This is a genomic window from Ensifer aridi (genome assembly GCF_002078505.1).
GTDB classification, from domain to species: Bacteria; Pseudomonadota; Alphaproteobacteria; order Rhizobiales; family Rhizobiaceae; genus Sinorhizobium; species Sinorhizobium aridi.
Genome location: NZ_LUAV01000034.1, coordinates 115,856 through 132,550, shown reverse-complemented (window position 1 = coordinate 132,550; position 16,695 = coordinate 115,856). Strand labels below are relative to the sequence as shown.

Below are 16,695 nucleotides of genomic sequence, written 5' to 3'. Positions count from 1 at the left end.
TTCCGGCGGATGCAACGCGTCGCCCTCGATGAAGGGATAGCCGTAGGCCTCGGCGATCGCCTCGCCGACCGAGGATTTGCCACTGCCGGAAACGCCCATGACGACGATCGACCCGGGAAACCGAGGATCGGGTGGTGTGGGTTTATGCTCGATGGTCATTGTCGCAGACTCGAATCAATCCCGTCGTTGGCTGCCGTCGTGATCGGAATGAGGAGAAGGGATTACGCGGCATCGCCAGAATTGTGAAGCTTTTTTCGCCCGGTCGGCGAAAAGTGCGTGTCGGTCGCGGAAATTGGCGCGCGCAGATTGCATCGCGGAGTTTATTCGAGCAAACTTATAAGCAGAGGTTGAATCGAATTCGCGAGGAGAAGCGCAGATGAACAAGAAGGACCCCAACCCGATCGATGCCTTCGTTGGCTCGCGTGTCCGCATGCGCAGGTTGATGGTTGGCCTCAGCCAGGAGAAACTCGCCGACGGCCTCGGTATCACTTTCCAGCAAGTGCAGAAATACGAGAAGGGAACCAATCGTATCGGTGCGAGCCGGCTGCAGGCGATTGCCGATATCTTGGGTGTCCATCCGAGCTTTTTCTTCCAACAGGATAACGGCAAACCCCAGTCGCGCGAAACTGCGGCCGATATCCACGAGTCGCAGGAAATTTCATCTTTCGTCGCCTCGAAAGAGGGCATCGCGCTCAACAGAGCCTTCCTGAAAATTGCAGACCCGGTGCTGCGAAAGAAGATCATCTCGCTCGTCGCAGCCATGGCGAACACGCCCGAGACGGAACAGACGGCGATTCCCTCCAGCGACCGCCGCAGCGAAGCGCTCCACGGCTGACGACCTCGACCGGCTTGCCGCGGCTGGTTCGCGGGCTTCGCGAAAGCTCGCCCCCGTGGGTTCCGCCGCAGGGGGCCCAAGGCGCTGTGAAGGTCGTTCATTCTGGCCAGCGAGACATTGAGGATCGCCGGCCCGCCAATCGATCCGACACTCACCAGTGTTCGACGGAACACAGCAGCCCCTCGCCTCGTTGGCGGCAGATAACTGGATTCCAATAGCCTTTTGGCGCGCGGCTCGGCGATAGCCGAGCCGCGGTGGACGATCTCGCGCCAGGCGACTGCCCAAATCAAGGGCTGACTGCCCAAAAACAAGGCATTATCTTCCAAAGCAAAATATTTAGGCATGTGCGTATTGCGAAAGTTGCTGCACTGCATCATGATGCGGCATGACCCATCGCGACTTGACCATTCTTGTGATTGACGAGAACGCCATCCGCGCCTCGATCATCGAGGAAGGCCTGCGCGAGGCCGGGCATCGCAAGGTCACGGTCATCCATGAGGTTCACGGCGTCGCCCGCATCGTCGAAACGCTAAGACCGGATGTGATCGTCATCGACATCGAAAACCCTAACCGGGACATGATGGAGCATCTGTTCCAGCTAACCCGCACAGTCGGCCGGCCGATCGCCATGTTCGTGGACCGTTCCGATACGGCCTCGATCGAGGCGGCCGTCGAGGCCGGCGTTTCCGCCTATGTGGTCGACGGGTTGAAGAAGGAGCGGGTCAAGCCGATCCTCGACATGGCGGTCAGCCGCTTCAACGCCTTCAGCCGTCTTCAACGCGAGTTGGCCGATGCGAAATCGGCTCTGGAAGAGCGCAAGCTCGTCGAGCGTGCCAAGGGCATCCTCATGAAAATGCGCGGTCTTTCCGAAGAGGAGGCCTTCACGCTGCTGCGCCAGACGGCAATGAACGAGAAGAAGAAAATTTCTGAGATCGCGCAAAGCGTCGTAACCGCCGCCGGATTGCTGATCCGATGAGCGAAGAACGCGGCCTTTGGCGGCGACAGCCGCGGGAGACACCGGAGTGAACGCATTGACGGATATCGAAAAATTCAAAGGCGAGAAACTCTCTCCCGGTGATGCGCTACCCGCGCCGGCAAGCATCGGTCACCCGGGCTCGCGCACGATACGGGCGGGCTTCATTCCTCTTGTCGATGCGGCCGTGCTGATCGCTTCCGCCGAATTCGGTTTCGCGGAAAGGGAAGGCATCACCCTCGAACTCGTCAAGGACGTCTCCTGGGCGAATGTGCGCGACCGGCTTGCCTTTCGCCAGTTCGATATCGCCCATATGCTGTCGCCCATGCCCGTCGCCGCCATGCTCGGCCTCGGCTCCAACCCCTCGCCGGTGATCACGCCCTTTTCGCTCGGACGCGGCGGCAATGCGATCACGCTTTCGACCCGTCTCTATCGACGCATGCAGGACGAAGGCACGCTTGGCGGCCGCGAGGACGCGCTCGCGAATGCTACGGCGCTGGCGGCGGTGATCCGCAAGGCCCAGGCCGCCGGCGAACCGCCGCTGACGCTCGGCGTCACCTACCCTTTTTCCTCGCATAATTACGAGTTTCGCTATTGGCTCGCCGCCGGCGGCATCGATCCGGACCGCGACGTCAAGCTCATGGTCGTGCCGCCGCCGATGACCTCCGACGCACTTGCCGCCGGCGCCATCGACGGCTTCTGCGTCGGAGCGCCCTGGAACATGGTCGCCTCGGAACTCGGCGTCGGCCGCATCGTCGCGACCAAGCAGGACATCTGGCCCTCCGCACCGGAAAAGGTCGTCGGCATGCGGCCCGAATGGGCCGAGACCCATCCCGAAACGGTTTCGCGCCTGATCGTCGCGCTCGACCGCGCCGCCCGCTGGGCGGACGCGCCGGAGAACCGCGACATACTCGCGGACGTTCTTGCCGACGAACGCTATGTCGCCGCCCCCGCCGACATCATCCGTCGGGTGCTCGCAGGCGAATTCACCATCGATCCGGAAGGCAATCGACGTGTGATCGATGATTATTTCGTCTTCCACTCCGGCTTTGCCAACGTTCCGCGCCCGAGCCAGGCGCTCTGGACCTATAGCCAGATGGTGCGCTGGGGCCAGGCGCCTTTCTCTGACGAGAGGCTGGCGGCAAGCGTATCGGCCTATCGCCCGGATCTCTACCGCCGCGCGCTCGGAGCGGACGCCGCGCCAGCCGACGCGGATACCGGACCCAGAGGCGCAACGCCCGACGACCGCTTCCTGGACGGACACGTCTTCGATCCAGGCAGGATGGAAGACTATATCGAGTCCTTTGCGATCAGAGCGACAGGCCGGTCGCAGCTCCCGATCGAGGACGGTTGAACCCGGGCCTGCTGCTTCTTTAAGCAGCACAGCAGCGTCAGCATCTACCGCACAGCACAATGATTCATCACAGACCATCACAGGCCATTTTTTAGGCGCTCGGACGCACTGCGATTTTCAAGGTCAATTCAATAACATAATCCCCGCGCGCCAAGGCTGGCACGCTGCTTGCTTTACTAGAGATGCTTCGATCAACGACGATCGAAGCGAAATCAAGCGCCACAGGGGCGCTTGCCGAAGACACCGACGTCGCAAGGACTTTGCCTCCGAAGGGACCCTCCCAGTCCCGGAGCGCGATTTCCGAGCGGCGTTTTTTTGTCGGCTTTGACCGGCTACAACCGAGGGAAACTGCGCATGCCACAAACGTCGACCGGCGGCTTCGCCCGCCGCAGCCCGCTAAAGACCGCCGGCATCGCCGGCGCGCTGAAGACGCAATGTCCCTCCACGGCGTCGTGATGATGACCACGCCCGAACGAATTCGCGCAAAGCTCCATGTGCCGTTCGCCCGTCCACGCCGGCGCACCGAGCTTGCCTTCGACCGAACCTATCTGAAATGCCGCGAAGCGGCGCTCGAGTCCCTCCGCGAGCGCGCCGGCTTCGTCGAAGTTGCGGAGTGAACCCCAATGGCTGAACGCACCCCCGAGAAACTCGTGATCGTCGGCAACGGCATGGCGCCGGGCCGGATGCTGGAAGAGCTCTTCGAAAAGGCGCCCGGGCGCTATGATGTGACGATCTTTAACGCCGAGCCGCGCGTCAATTACGATCGCATCATGCTCTCGCCGGTGCTCTCCGGCGAGAAGGATTACGAACAGATCATCATCCACGGCGACGGATGGTACATCAAGCACGGCATTACGCTGTACAAAGGTCACAAGATCATTGCGATCGATCGTAACGCCAAGACGGTCACCTCCGACCATGGCGTCACGGAAAGCTATGACAAGCTGGTGATCGCCACCGGCTCCGTGCCCTTCATCATTCCCGTCCCGGGCAAGGATCTGCGCGGCGTCATCACCTATCGCGATCTCGACGACGTGCAGGCGATGCTGCTCGCGGCCCAGTCGCGCGAAAAGGCGATCGTCATCGGCGGCGGCCTGCTCGGCCTCGAAGCGGCAGCCGGCCTCAAGGCGCGCGGCATGGACGTTACCGTCCTGCACGTCATGCCTACGCTGATGGAGCGCCAGCTCGATCCGGCCGCCGGCTATCTGCTTCAAAAGGCGGTCGAGGAGCGCGGCATCAAGGTCCTCACCAAGGCGAATACCAAACGGATCGTCGGCGAGGAAAGGGTCGAGGGCATCGAGCTCGAGGACGGCCGGATCATCCCGGCAACGCTGGTCGTGATGGCGGTCGGCATCCGGCCGAACGCCGGGCTTGCCAAGGATGCCGGACTCGCCGTCAACCGCGGCATCGTCGTCGACGCCGGCATGCAGACCTCCGACGGCGACATCATGGCGCTCGGCGAATGCGCCGAGGTCGGCGGCATGGTTTACGGCCTTGTGGCGCCGCTCTACGAGATGGCGCGCGTTGCCGCATCACATCTCGCCGGCGACCGCAAGGCCGCCTTCGTGCATTCCGATACGCCGACCAAGCTGAAGGTGACCGGCATCAATCTCTATTCGGTCGGCGATTTCGCCGATGGCGACGGGCGCGAGGAAATCGTGCTGCGCGATGCCACCGCGGGCATCTACAAGCGGCTGGTGCTCAAGGACAACCGCATCATCGGCTCCGTACTCTACGGCGACACCGCCGACGGCGCCTGGTTCAACGACCTGTTGAAGCGTGGCACCGACATATCCGAGATGCGCGACACATTGATCTTCGGTCAGGCCTATCAGGGGGGTGCCCCGCTGGACCCTACGGCGGCCGTTGCAGCCTTGCCGGATGATGCGGAAATCTGCGGCTGCAACGGCGTCTGCAAAGGCAAGATCGTCTCGACAATCACCGGCAAGGGTCTGACGTCGCTCGACGAGGTGCGCGCGCACACCAAGGCTTCCGCTTCCTGCGGCTCCTGCACGGGCCTCGTCGAGCAGCTCATGTCGCTGACCTTGGGCAACAACTACAATCCGGCCGCGGTGCAGCCGATGTGCAACTGCACCGACCTCGGCCATGACGACGTGCGCCGCCTGATCAAGGCGAAGGGGCTCAAGACCATTCCCGCCGTCATGCAGGAGCTCGAATGGAAGACCTCCTGCGGTTGCGCCAAATGTCGCCCGGCCCTCAACTACTATCTCGTCTGCGATTGGCCTGACGAATATGCCGACGATTACCAGTCGCGCTTCATCAATGAGCGCGTCCACGCCAATATCCAGAAGGACGGTACTTATTCCGTCGTGCCGCGCATGTGGGGCGGGGTCACCAGTTCGAAGGAACTCCGCGCAATCGCCGACGTCGTCGACAAGTTCAACGTGCCGATGGTCAAGGTGACCGGCGGCCAGCGCATCGACCTGCTCGGCATCGAGAAGGAAGATCTGCCGGCTGTATGGGCCGATCTCGGCAAGGCCGGTTTCGTCTCTGGCCAGGCCTATGCCAAAGGGCTCAGAACGGTGAAGACCTGCGTCGGCTCCGAATGGTGCCGCTTCGGCACGCAGGATTCGACCGGGCTCGGCATCCGCATCGAGAAGTTCATGTGGGGCTCGTGGACGCCGGCCAAGGTTAAGATGGCCGTCTCCGGCTGCCCACGCAATTGTGCCGAAGCGACCTGCAAGGACGTCGGCGTGATCTGCGTCGATTCCGGCTTCGAGATCCACTTCGCCGGTGCCGCCGGCCTCGATATCAAGGGCACCGAGGTGCTCGGCCTCGTCAAGACCGAGGACGAGGCGCTCGAGCACATCGTCGCGCTGACGCAGATGTATCGCGAGCAGGCCCGTTACCTGGAGCGCATCTACAAGTGGGCGAAGCGTATCGGCCTCGACGAGATCCGCCGGCAGATCATGGACGATGCGGAAAAGCGCAAGGGCTATTTCGAACGCTTCGTCTTCAGCCAGAAGTTCGCCCAGGTCGACCCCTGGTCGGAGCGCGTCTCCGGCAAGGACAAGCACGAGTTCCGGCCGATGGCAACGGTCGCGTTCAACCAGGCAGCAGAGTGAGATGATGATGATGAACTGGATTGCTATTGGCGACATCAGCGACATTCCGCTGCGCGGCGCGCGCTGCGTGAAGACGCCGGTCGGCAAGATCGCCGTCTTCCGCACCGCCGAGAACGAGGTCTTCGCCATAGAGGATCATTGCCCGCACAAGGGCGGGCCGCTCTCCCAGGGCATTGTGCATGGCACCGCCGTCACTTGCCCGCTGCACAATTGGGTGATCTCGCTCGAAACCGGCAAGGCGCTCGGCGCCGACGAGGGCGCGGTGCGCACGGTGCCGGTGAAGAACGACAACGGCGCGCTCTTCATCGCGCTCGAAAACCTGGCATTGGCGGCGGCGGAGTAGAGATGGCGTGCGAGGTCAAGACCACCTGTCCCTATTGCGGCGTCGGCTGCGGCGTCATCGCGCGCGTGGGGGATGACGGAGCGGTCAGCTTCAAGGGCGATCCCGAGCATCCGGCCAATTTTGGCCGGCTCTGCTCGAAGGGCTCGGCACTTGCCGAAACCCTCGATCTCGACGGCCGCCTCCTCTATCCAGAGATCGGCGGCCGCCGCGCAGATTGGGGCGAAGCGCTCGACCTCGTTGCCGAACGGTTTTCGCAGAGTATCGCCGAGCACGGTCCCGATTCGGTTGCCTTCTACGTCTCGGGACAATTGCTGACGGAAGACTATTACATCGCCAACAAGTTGATGAAGGGTTTCATCGGTTCGGCGAATATCGATACGAACTCGCGCCTCTGCATGTCGTCCTCCGTTGCCGGCCACCGCCGCGCCTTCGGCTCGGATACCGTACCGGGCATGTATGAGGACCTGGAACTTGCCGATCTTGTCGTGCTGACGGGTTCCAACCTCGCCTGGTGCCACCCAGTCCTCTACCAGCGCCTGGCCGCGGCGAAGGCAACCCGCCCGGAAATGAAGGTCGTGGTCATCGATCCGCGCCGGACGATGACGGCAGACATCGCCGACATGCATCTCGCGATCGCGCCCGACGGCGACACGGCGCTTTTCAACGGCCTGCTCGCCCATCTCGTGACGAGCGGCGCCGTCGATCAGAACTATATCTCGGCGCATACTGCCGGTTTTCCGGAAGCCTTCGCCGCCGCTTCCGCCCTCGATCCGCCGGCGCTTGCGAACGCGACCGGCCTCACCCAGGCCGAGCTGCTCGATTTTTATCGGCTGTTCGAAACGAACGAAAAGGTCGTGACCTGTTACAGCCAAGGCGTGAACCAGTCGGCGGCCGGTACCGACAAGGTCAATGCCATCATCAACTGTCATCTTGCGACGGGGCGTATCGGCCGGCCGGGCATGGGCCCCTTCTCGCTGACTGGTCAGCCCAATGCCATGGGCGGGCGCGAAGTCGGCGGTCTCGCCAACATGCTTGCCGCCCACATGGACATCGACAAGCCGCTCGATCGCGACCTGGTGCAGCGCTTCTGGGCCGCTCCGACCATCGCTCCGACGCAAGGCCTCAAGGCAGTCGACATGTTCCGCGCCGTTGCCGACGGCCGCATCAAGGCGCTCTGGATCATGGCGACGAACCCGGTCGTGTCCCTGCCCGATGCCGATGCCGTCGAAGCGGCGATCAGGGCCTGCCCCTTCGTCGTCGTCTCCGACATTCTGAAAGAGACCGATACGGCGCGCCATGCCCATGTGCTGTTGCCCTCGCTCGGCTGGGGCGAGAAGGACGGCATCGTCACCAATTCCGAGCGGCGGATATCGCGTCAGCGCGCCTTCCTCGAAGCACCCGGAGAGGCGCGCGCCGACTGGTGGCAACTCGCCGAAGTCGGCCGGCGCATGGGCTTTGCGGAAGCCTTCGGCCACGCGTCACCGGCCGACATTTTCGCTGAACATGCCGCCCTGTCCGGCTTCGAGAATGACGGACGCCGCGACTTCGACATCAGCGCCCTTGCCGAGATCGACCGGACGAGGTACGACGCTCTCGAGCCATTTCAGTGGCCGCAGCCGAAGGGAGCCGTGCCGCAGGAGAGACGCTTCTTTGCCGGCGGCGGCTTCTATCATCCGGATGGCCGCGCCCGCTTCGTGCCCGTCCATGCGCCGAAGGCAAGGCCCGGCAATGACGCGTTCCCTTTCATCCTCAATACGGGCCGCGTGCGCGACCACTGGCACACCATGACCCGCACCGGCAAGAGCGCCCGTCTCTCCGGCCATCTCGCCGAGCCTTTCGTCGAAATCCACCCGCGTGACGCGCAGAAGATCGCCGTCAGCGATGCCGATCTCGTCATGATCCAGAGTCCCTACGGCGCGGTGATCGTGCGGGCGCTTATCACCGAGCGTCAGGCCGAAAGCAGTCTCTTCGTGCCGATGCACTGGAACGACCAGTTCGCCTCGAAGGCGCGCATCGATGCGCTCGTCACCCCGGTCACCGATCCCGTCTCTGGCCAGCCTGCCTCGAAAAACGTGGCCGTTCGGGCGAGCCGCTTCGCGGCGAGAACCTACGGCTTCGCCGTTTCGGCCTCAAAGCCCCAAAATCTCGATGCCGCCTATTGGGCGGTCGCCAAAGCCGAAGGCGGCTGGCGGATGGAGCTTGCCTTCGCTGATGGGGACAAGGATTGGATCGACTGGTGCCGCGGAGCTTTCTCCATCGCTGCCGACATTGAACCGATCGGCTATACCGATCGCACCTCCGGCGAGTTTCGCCTCGCCTTCTTCGAGGGCGACCGCCTGCTTGCCGCGCTGTTCCTTTCGCCCCGGCCGGCAGCCGTCGCGCGTAATTGGGCGGTCTCGCAACTCGGTGCTTCGCACGACAATCTCGGCAGGCGCTTTGCCGTGACCGCCGGCCGTCCCGGTGCCAACCAGCCGGATCCGGGCGCGACAGTCTGTTCCTGCTTCAGTGTCGGCGTCAATCAGATCACCGCCGCCATCCGCGAGGGCTGCCACAGCGTCGAGGCGGTCGGAGAGAAGCTGAGCGCCGGCACCAATTGCGGCTCCTGCCGCGCTGAGATCAGGGGGATCATCCATGCGTGTCTTGCCGCCGCTGCCGAATGATATGACGTCGAGGCCGCAGTCGCAGCGCGTCGCCGCGCTCGCGACGCTGCCGCTCTTCTGGAGCTTGAAGGGCAAGCGTGTCGTGGTGGCAGGTGGCAGCGACGCCGCCGCCTGGAAGGCCGAACTCCTGGCGGCCTGCGGCGCGGAGGTCCATGTCTATGCCCCGCGCACAGAACTCGGCGAGATTTTTCGCGACCTCATCGCCCGGGGTGCCGCGCATGAATGCGGCCGCTTCGTTCATAACGGCGAAGTGTGGCACCCCGGCATCTTTCAAGGCGCGGCAATCGCCATTGCCGATTGCGATGAGGATGTCGAGGCGGAAGCCTTCTTCAACGCCGCGCGCGCCTGCGGCGTGCCCGTGAACGTCATCGACAAGCCTGCCTACTGCCAATTCCAGTTCGGATCGATCGTCAATCGTTCACCCGTCGTCGTTGCAATTTCCACCGATGGGGCAGCCCCGATCCTTGCACAGGCGATCCGTCGGCGGATCGAGACCCTGCTGCCGCCGGCAATCAAAAGCTGGGCGTCGATCGCGCAGGCAATTCGTGAGCGCGTGAACGCACGCCTGCAGCCGGGTGCCGCGCGCCGCAGCTTTTGGGAGCGTTTCGTCGATCGGGCTTTCCTCGATACACCGGAGGAGGGTGTGGAGACGCGGCTGATGGCGGAGCTGGAGCGCCTTGCGGCACCACGGCCCGCTGTCGCCCGCGTCACCATCGTCGGCGCGGGTCCGGGCGATGCGGAACTCCTCACCTTGAAGGCCGTGCGCGCCCTGCAGGCCGCCGACATCATCCTCTACGACGAGCAAATTTCCAACGACATCCTCGAGCTCGCGCGGCGTGAGGCAAAGCGCATTCTTGTCAGCGATCAGCGCGGCGACGGAAGGGTGATGGCTCTCGCCAAGACAGGCAAACGCGTGGTGCGCCTGCAGTCAGGCAACCCGGCGCCCGCCGCCGCCACGCGCGAAGAGGCGTCGAGACTGGGCAAGCTCGGCATTGCCGTAGAGATCATACCCGGCGTCGATGCGGAGCATCATGCGCCAGCTGTCGCTGCGGCGGAGACCTGCCCGGCAGATCCGGCCGCAGCACGGGGAACCACACGCGCAGCCAATCTTTGACGACGCTTCGCTATTCCAATTTCGTGCCGCGGCCTTTCTTGATCGGGGTCAATGCGCTATCTTTAATGAGTGACTTTATCAGACCCTGCGCGAGCGGGTCGCGGTTCTCTCACCATTCGGCCCCTCCCGCAGGACGCAACGAGCTGTCTCAAAGGGAGTTCAGTCATGGCCCAAAAACAACCCGTCAAGGTCGAAACATCCGCTCCTGAAAAGCGCGAACCAGTTTCGATGTTCGAGAGCCTCCGCCGGGAAATCGATCAGCTTTTCGAAGATTTCAATCCGCTTGGCTGGCGATCTTTCCCGGCACGCATGCGCGAATTCGACCGGCCGTGGTCCGAAAGGAGCACCTGGCGAATGTCTCCTGTGGTCGACGTCATCGAATCCGAGAAGGAATACAAGATCGCCGCTGAGATGCCGGGCATGGACGCGAACGAGGTCGAAGTGAAGATCGTCAACGACATGCTGTCGATCAGCGGCGAAAAGAAAGAGGAGAAGGAGGAACGCGAAAAGGATCGCTTCCTTTCGGAACGGCGCTATGGCGCATTCCAGCGCAGTTTCCGGCTGCCGCCCGGCGTCGATGCGGACAAGATCGAAGCCACCTTCGCGAAGGGCGTCCTGACCGTGCGGCTGCCGAAGACGGCCGAAGCCGCCAGCAACGAGAAGAAGATCAACGTCAAGGCGGCGTGAACGCGACGAGATCAGACGGTCGACCCCGCGCTGCGGTCCGTGGCGCGAGCCGCTTCGAGACGATCGAGGAAGGGCCGCTGCGCCGGGTTTATCTTTTCCCGCGCGACCGGAACCGTGAACCATCCGGCACGATCCACTTCGGGAAAGGATTGCATGCGGCCGCTGCGCGGCGGCCATTCGATCTCGAAAACGTTGCTTTTGAGCTTTCCGATATCGAGGTCACTTTCGCCGGCATAGGCCGTGACCAGCTTGCCGCTCTTCTGTCGCTCTTCGCCGAGAAACTTCAGGGGACAGGTCACCACAACACCGGTCTCCTCGAGAAATTCCCGCCGTGCCGCCGCCTCCGGCTCTTCGCCGGGTTCGTATTCGCCCTTCGGGATCGACCAGGCGCCGGCGTCGCGATTGGTCCAGAAGGGACCGCCGGGATGGACGAGCAGGACCAGGAGCGAGCCGCCTTCATACTTGTAAAGCAGGATGCCTGCGCTTTTCTTCCTCATGGACCCAACCCTTCGGCTCCCGCGGCGCCCTGAAGGATGGGTCGGATCGAATATGCCGCCCGGCGGATAGCGCGCCATTGTGGAACCGATACGCTATATTCAAGAGCCCTCGGCGGAAAGCCGCTTCGGGCGCAAGAAGGACGATAGCCATGCTGGCGATGGTTCTTGAGGAAATCGGAAAGCCACTGGTCGCCGTCGAGCGCCCGCTTCCGGAGCCGCTCGCAGGCGAACTCCGGCTCAGAGTGGAGGCCTGCGCCGTCTGTCGCACGGACCTGCATGTGGTCGACGGCGACCTGCCGCGCCCGAAGCTGCCGCTCGTGCCCGGCCACGAGATCGTCGGCGTCGTTGAGGCGGTCGGGACGGGTGTGGACGCGGGCAGGATCGGCTGCCGCGTCGGAGTGCCCTGGCTCGGCTATACATGCCGGACCTGCTTCTATTGCCGCTCGAACGCGGAAAACCTCTGCGACGCCCCCTTGTTCACCGGCTATACCCGCGATGGCGGTTTCGCCACCCATGTTGTCGCGGATCAGGCCTATGCCTTCGATCTCGACCCTTCCGGCGATCCCGTCTCGCTAGCGCCTCTGCTTTGCGCGGGTCTCATCGGCTGGCGCTCGCTGAAGCGCGCCGGCGACGGCCGCAGGATCGGGCTCTATGGCTTCGGGGCGGCCGCGCACATCATTACCCAGGTCTGCGTCCGCCACGGGCGGCAGGTCTACGCCTTCACTCGCGCGGAAGACGCGGCCGGGCAGCGCTTTGCGCTGGACCTCGGAGCGGTCTGGGCCGGTGGCTCGAACGAGGTGCCGCCGGAGCCGCTCGACGCCGCCATAATCTTCGCTCCCGTCGGAACCCTCGTCCCCGCGGCGCTCAAGGCTGTGCGCAAAGGCGGGCGCGTCGTCTGCGGCGGCATCCACATGAGCGACATTGCTGCTATGCCCTACGCCTTGCTGTGGGGCGAGCGCGAACTCGTCTCTGTCGCGAATGTCACGCGCGAGGACGTGCACGAGTTTCTTGCAATCGCCGCGGAGGCCGGAGTCCGCACGCACACGACCGTTTATCCTCTCGAGGATGCCAACGCCGCGATTGCCGACCTCCGCGCAGGCAACTTCAACGGCGCCGCCGTGCTTGTGCCCAGACAGACCCGCCTCGATCGCTCCTCACCAGCGGGAGCATCGAATGGCCAAACTTATTGACGAGAATTAATGCCGGCGACTGCCGCCTGCCTAACGTCGATGACCGTGGGTCGGACTTTCGAAAGGAACTCCCACATGAGATACAAGACCATTCTCACCGTGGTCGGCGTCGACCGTTTCGATGACGACCTCAAAGCGGCGGCCGACATCTGCACGGCGGGCAACGCGCATTTGTCGGTTTTGGTCGTTAAATTGGCGGCGCTACCGCCCATCGGCGACTACGGCGCTACGTTTTCCGTTGACTGGGTCGAGGCAAGGGAAAACGACGTCGCCGAGCTCAACGCGAGTGTCGAGGCGGCCAAAGCCTTGCTGTCGGGGACGGGCATCTCGTTTCAGGTCGACGGCAGATATTCGGAGTTCGCAGGCGCCGACAATGACATAGGCGGACGCGCCCGCTACGCGGATATGGCATTGATCGGCCCCAGCCTATCGGCCAGCCCCGACTTGCGGTCCCGCGCCATAGATGGCGCCCTCTTCAATTCCGCGCGCCCCGTTCTGCTGGTGCCGAAGGGCCGGCGCGCGAGCCTAGCGCCCAAGAGGGTCCTGCTCGCTTGGAACTCGCATATCGAAGCGGCACGAGCGGCGCGCGAGGCGTTGGAGATAATGGCCGGTGCAGAGATCGTCCACGTCACCATGGTCGATCCGGCAGGGTCGTCCAGCGGCGAGGAGCCTGGGACCGACGTCGCGGCCTATCTCGCCCGCCACGGCATCAAGGTCACGATCGATCGGCTGCCGGGCGCGGGCCGGCGCGTGGACGAAGTGCTCAACAGCCATGCGCTTGATATCGCGGCCGACCTGATCGTCATGGGCGCCTACGGCCATTCGCGGATGCGCGAGCGCATCTTTGGCGGCGTCACGAAGTCGATGATCGATGCGGCCGTCGTGCCCGTGCTGATGATGCACTGAACGGCGATCGACGATTGCGCCAAAGCCTTACAGCCCCGTGCGTCTTATCAGACGCAGAAAGGTCGCTGTAGCGCTTTGAATTACTGCATGTCTTTGTCCTTAAATCGAGGTCGATTTAAGGAACCATGCAGCAGTGCTACGCCAGGTGGTTCTACCTGCCTGCGAAATGCTCCAGCGAAACGATATTGGAGCCGTGGAAGGGAGGAGTTGCTTTCATGCTCGATAAGACGACAGACCCTTTGGTACCGCCCCTGCCCTGGTGGCCTATCGGCGTCGACGCGCGACTGCCGCTTTTGTCAGCAGGGCGGTTGCAGGCGGCGATATTGCAGACATTGTTGCGCCAGCAGATCGAGATTTCGGCGTTCATGCAAAGGCGCGCCAACCAGCACCTGCAGCTCTGGGAGGACGTGCTTGCATCGGACTACGCCCGTGACGGCTTCGATCTCTATTGCCGGTTCTGGCGGGATACGTTCCTGGACTACTCGGAGGAGGCCGACCGTCTTGCGCGAATTGCCACGCTTCTTGCCGCCCGGACGGCGAGAAGCGTCTGCAAGGAACAGGAGATCCTGACCGACGAGGTAGCAACGCAGATGGTCATGTAACCGGATCCTGTGTTCTGCTGCCGCTCGTCAGGTCCCCTCAGCGGGCCATGAAGCCTTTAGCTGGAGGAACCTTTCGTCTTCGCCGCCAGCATATCGGCGATCTCCATCGGGAAGGGAAAGATGATCGTTGAACTCTTTTCGGCGGCGATGACGTTCAATGTGCTCAGGTAGCGCAATTGCATGGCCTGGGGCCTCTTCGCGAGGATTTCCGCGGCCTCCAGCAGCTTGGCCGCCGCCTGCTGCTCGCCTTCGGCGTTGATGACCTTCGCGCGCCGCTCGCGTTCGGCTTCCGCCTGACGGGCGATCGCACGGATCATCGACTCGTTGATGTCGACATGCTTGATCTCGACGGTCGCCACTTTGATGCCCCAGGCATCCGTCTGGACGTCGAGGATCTTCTGGATATCCTCGTTGAGCCTGTCGCGCTCCGCCAGCATCTCGTCGAGGTCGTGCTTGCCGAGCACCGAGCGCAGCGTGGTCTGGGCGAGCTGGCTCGTCGCCATCATGAAGTCTTCGACCTGGATGGTCGATTTTTCCGCATCGATGACCCGGAAATAGATCACCGCGCTCACGCGGACGGAGACGTTGTCGTGCGAGATGACGTCCTGGCTCGGGACGTCGAGCACGCGGGTTCTGAGGTCGACGCGCACCATCTGCTGCACGTAGGGAAGGAGCAGGATAAGACCCGGTCCCTTGACGCCGGTAAACCGGCCTAGCGTGAAGACGACGCCGCGCTCGTATTCCCTTAGGATCCGGATCGCATAGGCGATGACGATGAGCAGGAAAAACAGTGCCGCGGCGAGCGGAACAAGACTTCCAAACAGGGGCATCAACTTCCTCTCTTTCCCTACTATAGGCGGCGCGTCTTTTCAGACGCGCGAAGCTCGCTGTGGCACTTTGAATTGCTGCATGTTTTTTACCTTAATGGGCTACGATTTAAGGAAACATGCAGGAAATCAGCTCCGTTTTGCTCGGCGCTTGACTTCGAGCGTCAAGCCATCCCTGCCAACGACCATAACGTCCTCGCCGGGGCCGAGCGGCTCACCGCTTACCGCCCTCCAGCGCTCCCCATGCGCGATCACGTAACCGGCGGCTCCCGCCCAGGTGTCGACCTTCCCGGAAATGCCGATCATCTGCTCGGCCCCGGTGGCGACCTTGTGCCGGCGCGACAGGAGTGCGAGACGGGCGACAAGGAGGCTGAAAGTGAAGCTTGCGATCGCCACGCCGCCGAGAACCGGCCAGGAGACCTGCAGCCCCGGCACATCGGTATCAAACAGGATGGCGGCACCAAGCACGATAGCGACCCCGCCGCCGAGCCCAAGGGCACCAAAGGACGGCGCATGCGCCTCGGCCACAAGCAGCGCAACACCGAGCAGGATCAGGCCGATACCGGCATAGCTTACCGGCAGCACCGCCAAGGCATAGAGACCGAGCAGAAGGCTGATGCCGCCAATCGTCCCGGGCACCACCGTCCCAGGCGTCAGGAACTCGAAGATCAACCCGTAAATGCCGACGATCATCAGGAGAAGCGCGACGTTCGGATCGGTGATCACCGAAAGCAAGCGAGTGCGCCAATCCGGCAGGACGTCCTCGACGGCAAGCCCCGCCGTATCGAGCCGGACGTCGGCCTGGCCGACGCGAACCGTGCGGCCATGGGCTTGCTTCAGGAGGTCCTCAATGGTGGCGGCGGTGAAATCGATGACCTTCTCGCGCGCCGCCGCGGCAGAGGAGAGGCTCGCCGCCTCGCGCACGGCGCGCTCCGCCCAGTCGGCATTGCGATCCCTGAGCTCCGCGAGCCCGCGAATATAGGCTACCGCATCATTGATCAGCTTGGCCTCGCCGGGATTGGCGGGCCGCTTGTCGTCCGGCGGCTTGCCCGGCTCGGCCGGCGTGTTCTTGTCGCGCTGCTCATCGTCGCCGAACAACCCGCCGCCGATTGCGATCGGCGTCGCCGCACCCAGATTGGTGCCCGGCGCCATCGCTGCGACGTGGCTCGCATAGAGGATATAGGTGCCGGCGCTCGCCGCCCTCGCCCCGCTCGGCGCCACGAAACTCGCGACAGGAACCGAAGAATCGAGGATGGCACGGATGATGTCGCGCATCGACGTGTCGAGGCCGCCGGGCGTGTCCATCCGCAAGATCACGAGCACCGCGCCGCGATCATTGGCTCGCGCGAGGCCGCGCGTCACATATTCCGCCGCGGCGGGACTGATGGCGCCATTCACATGTAGGACGATCGCTACGCGCTCGGCACCGGACGCAAGAGGCAAAGGAAAGGCGAACGCCGACAGGAGGACAAACACCAGGATGAGGATTCGGGACATTCGCCGTCAACGCCTCGTGGTTCGTTAGGAAGAGGCAGGAGGCATGCGAACGGCCGCATCGCCTCCCGCACTACTTTTCGTCGAAAATAATCGCTTCCTAATATATGTCAGAACCGCGAAAAGC

At 63.3% G+C, this 16,695-nt stretch carries 15 protein-coding genes and 1 pseudogene; 12 read left to right on the top strand and 4 right to left on the bottom strand.

Annotation, left to right across the window (positions count from 1 at the left end):
- Positions 1–159, bottom strand: a 159-nt coding sequence (locus AYK65_RS33365) for a shikimate kinase (RefSeq protein ID WP_275531695.1), incomplete at its 3' end; no start/stop codon positions are given.
- 217 nt (positions 160–376) lie between these two features.
- On the opposite strand from AYK65_RS33365, the gene AYK65_RS25545 reads away from it, so the two are divergent.
- From AYK65_RS25545 to AYK65_RS25505, 9 genes and pseudogenes are all read left to right on the top strand, one after another.
- Positions 377–835, top strand: a complete 459-nt coding sequence (locus AYK65_RS25545; protein WP_026616566.1) for a helix-turn-helix domain-containing protein — start codon at positions 377–379, stop codon at positions 833–835.
- Positions 836–1,220: 385 nt separating this feature from the next.
- Complete coding sequence (locus AYK65_RS25540; protein WP_026616565.1) at positions 1,221–1,811, top strand: ANTAR domain-containing response regulator; 591 nt, start codon at positions 1,221–1,223, stop codon at positions 1,809–1,811.
- 46 nt (positions 1,812–1,857) lie between these two features.
- On the top strand, positions 1,858–3,162 hold the full coding sequence (locus tag AYK65_RS25535) for a CmpA/NrtA family ABC transporter substrate-binding protein (protein ID WP_046117199.1): 1,305 nt from the start codon (positions 1,858–1,860) through the stop codon (positions 3,160–3,162).
- A gap of 449 nt (positions 3,163–3,611) precedes the next feature.
- Positions 3,612–3,779: pseudogene (locus AYK65_RS25530) on the top strand (ABC transporter ATP-binding protein); the annotation flags it as partial.
- A gap of 6 nt (positions 3,780–3,785) precedes the next feature.
- Positions 3,786–6,248: a nitrite reductase large subunit NirB gene (gene nirB / locus AYK65_RS25525; protein WP_046117200.1), complete on the top strand. Its 2,463-nt coding sequence runs from the start codon at positions 3,786–3,788 to the stop codon at positions 6,246–6,248.
- A 4-nt stretch (positions 6,249–6,252) separates the two neighbouring features.
- Positions 6,253–6,591: a nitrite reductase small subunit NirD gene (gene nirD, locus AYK65_RS25520; RefSeq protein ID WP_026616560.1), complete on the top strand. Its 339-nt coding sequence runs from the start codon at positions 6,253–6,255 to the stop codon at positions 6,589–6,591.
- Positions 6,592–6,593: 2 nt separating this feature from the next.
- Positions 6,594–9,251, top strand: coding sequence for a nitrate reductase (locus AYK65_RS25515; RefSeq protein WP_081161819.1), 2,658 nt, complete (start codon positions 6,594–6,596; stop codon positions 9,249–9,251).
- Positions 9,223–10,365 carry a siroheme synthase family protein gene (locus AYK65_RS25510; protein WP_081161816.1) on the top strand — a complete coding sequence of 381 codons (1,143 nt, stop codon included), beginning with the start codon at positions 9,223–9,225 and terminating at the stop codon, positions 10,363–10,365. The genes AYK65_RS25515 and AYK65_RS25510 overlap by 29 nt, the downstream gene beginning before the upstream one ends.
- 165 nt (positions 10,366–10,530) lie before the next feature.
- Positions 10,531–11,052 carry an Hsp20/alpha crystallin family protein gene (locus tag AYK65_RS25505; RefSeq protein WP_026616556.1) on the top strand — a complete coding sequence of 174 codons (522 nt, stop codon included), beginning with the start codon at positions 10,531–10,533 and terminating at the stop codon, positions 11,050–11,052.
- Between the two features lie 11 nt (positions 11,053–11,063).
- On the opposite strand, the gene AYK65_RS25500 is transcribed toward AYK65_RS25505, so the two are convergent.
- Complete coding sequence (locus AYK65_RS25500) at positions 11,064–11,549, bottom strand: NUDIX hydrolase (protein WP_026616555.1); 486 nt, start codon at positions 11,547–11,549, stop codon at positions 11,064–11,066.
- A gap of 149 nt (positions 11,550–11,698) precedes the next feature.
- Between AYK65_RS25500 and AYK65_RS25495 the strand changes: the two genes are divergently transcribed.
- The 3 genes from AYK65_RS25495 (at position 11,699) to AYK65_RS25485 (ending at position 14,247) form a co-directional block, all read left to right on the top strand.
- Entirely contained in the window at positions 11,699–12,739 is a 1,041-nt protein-coding gene (locus tag AYK65_RS25495; protein WP_081161815.1) for a zinc-dependent alcohol dehydrogenase family protein, read from the top strand.
- Between the two features lie 75 nt (positions 12,740–12,814).
- Positions 12,815–13,645 (top strand): universal stress protein, encoded by an 831-nt coding sequence (locus tag AYK65_RS25490; RefSeq protein ID WP_081161812.1) that lies wholly within the window; start codon positions 12,815–12,817, stop codon positions 13,643–13,645.
- Positions 13,646–13,860: 215 nt separating this feature from the next.
- On the top strand, positions 13,861–14,247 hold the full coding sequence (locus AYK65_RS25485) for a hypothetical protein (RefSeq protein ID WP_081161918.1): 387 nt from the start codon (positions 13,861–13,863) through the stop codon (positions 14,245–14,247).
- 56 nt (positions 14,248–14,303) lie between these two features.
- Here AYK65_RS25485 and AYK65_RS25480 read toward each other — a convergent pair whose 3' ends face one another.
- Together AYK65_RS25480 and AYK65_RS25475 are read right to left on the bottom strand one after the other, a co-directional pair.
- Entirely contained in the window at positions 14,304–15,077 is a 774-nt protein-coding gene (locus AYK65_RS25480) for a slipin family protein (protein WP_046117204.1), read from the bottom strand.
- 126 nt (positions 15,078–15,203) lie between these two features.
- Positions 15,204–16,571 (bottom strand): NfeD family protein, encoded by a 1,368-nt coding sequence (locus tag AYK65_RS25475; protein ID WP_026616551.1) that lies wholly within the window; start codon positions 16,569–16,571, stop codon positions 15,204–15,206.
- Between the last annotated feature and the right edge of the window lie 124 nt (positions 16,572–16,695).

Coding starts and splice junctions, on each gene's coding strand:
- AYK65_RS25545 (WP_026616566.1), top strand. CDS start 377: ATGAACAAGAAGGACCCCAACCCGATCGATGCCTTCGTTGGCTCGCGT.
- AYK65_RS25540 (WP_026616565.1), top strand. CDS start 1,221: ATGACCCATCGCGACTTGACCATTCTTGTGATTGACGAGAACGCCATC.
- nirB (WP_046117200.1), top strand. CDS start 3,786: ATGGCTGAACGCACCCCCGAGAAACTCGTGATCGTCGGCAACGGCATG.
- nirD (WP_026616560.1), top strand. CDS start 6,253: ATGATGATGAACTGGATTGCTATTGGCGACATCAGCGACATTCCGCTG.
- AYK65_RS25515 (WP_081161819.1), top strand. CDS start 6,594: ATGGCGTGCGAGGTCAAGACCACCTGTCCCTATTGCGGCGTCGGCTGC.
- AYK65_RS25510 (WP_081161816.1), top strand. CDS start 9,223: ATGCGTGTCTTGCCGCCGCTGCCGAATGATATGACGTCGAGGCCGCAG.
- AYK65_RS25505 (WP_026616556.1), top strand. CDS start 10,531: ATGGCCCAAAAACAACCCGTCAAGGTCGAAACATCCGCTCCTGAAAAG.
- AYK65_RS25500 (WP_026616555.1), bottom strand. CDS start 11,549: ATGAGGAAGAAAAGCGCAGGCATCCTGCTTTACAAGTATGAAGGCGGC.
- AYK65_RS25495 (WP_081161815.1), top strand. CDS start 11,699: ATGCTGGCGATGGTTCTTGAGGAAATCGGAAAGCCACTGGTCGCCGTC.
- AYK65_RS25490 (WP_081161812.1), top strand. CDS start 12,815: ATGAGATACAAGACCATTCTCACCGTGGTCGGCGTCGACCGTTTCGAT.
- AYK65_RS25485 (WP_081161918.1), top strand. CDS start 13,861: ATGCTCGATAAGACGACAGACCCTTTGGTACCGCCCCTGCCCTGGTGG.
- AYK65_RS25480 (WP_046117204.1), bottom strand. CDS start 15,077: ATGCCCCTGTTTGGAAGTCTTGTTCCGCTCGCCGCGGCACTGTTTTTC.
- AYK65_RS25475 (WP_026616551.1), bottom strand. CDS start 16,571: ATGTCCCGAATCCTCATCCTGGTGTTTGTCCTCCTGTCGGCGTTCGCC.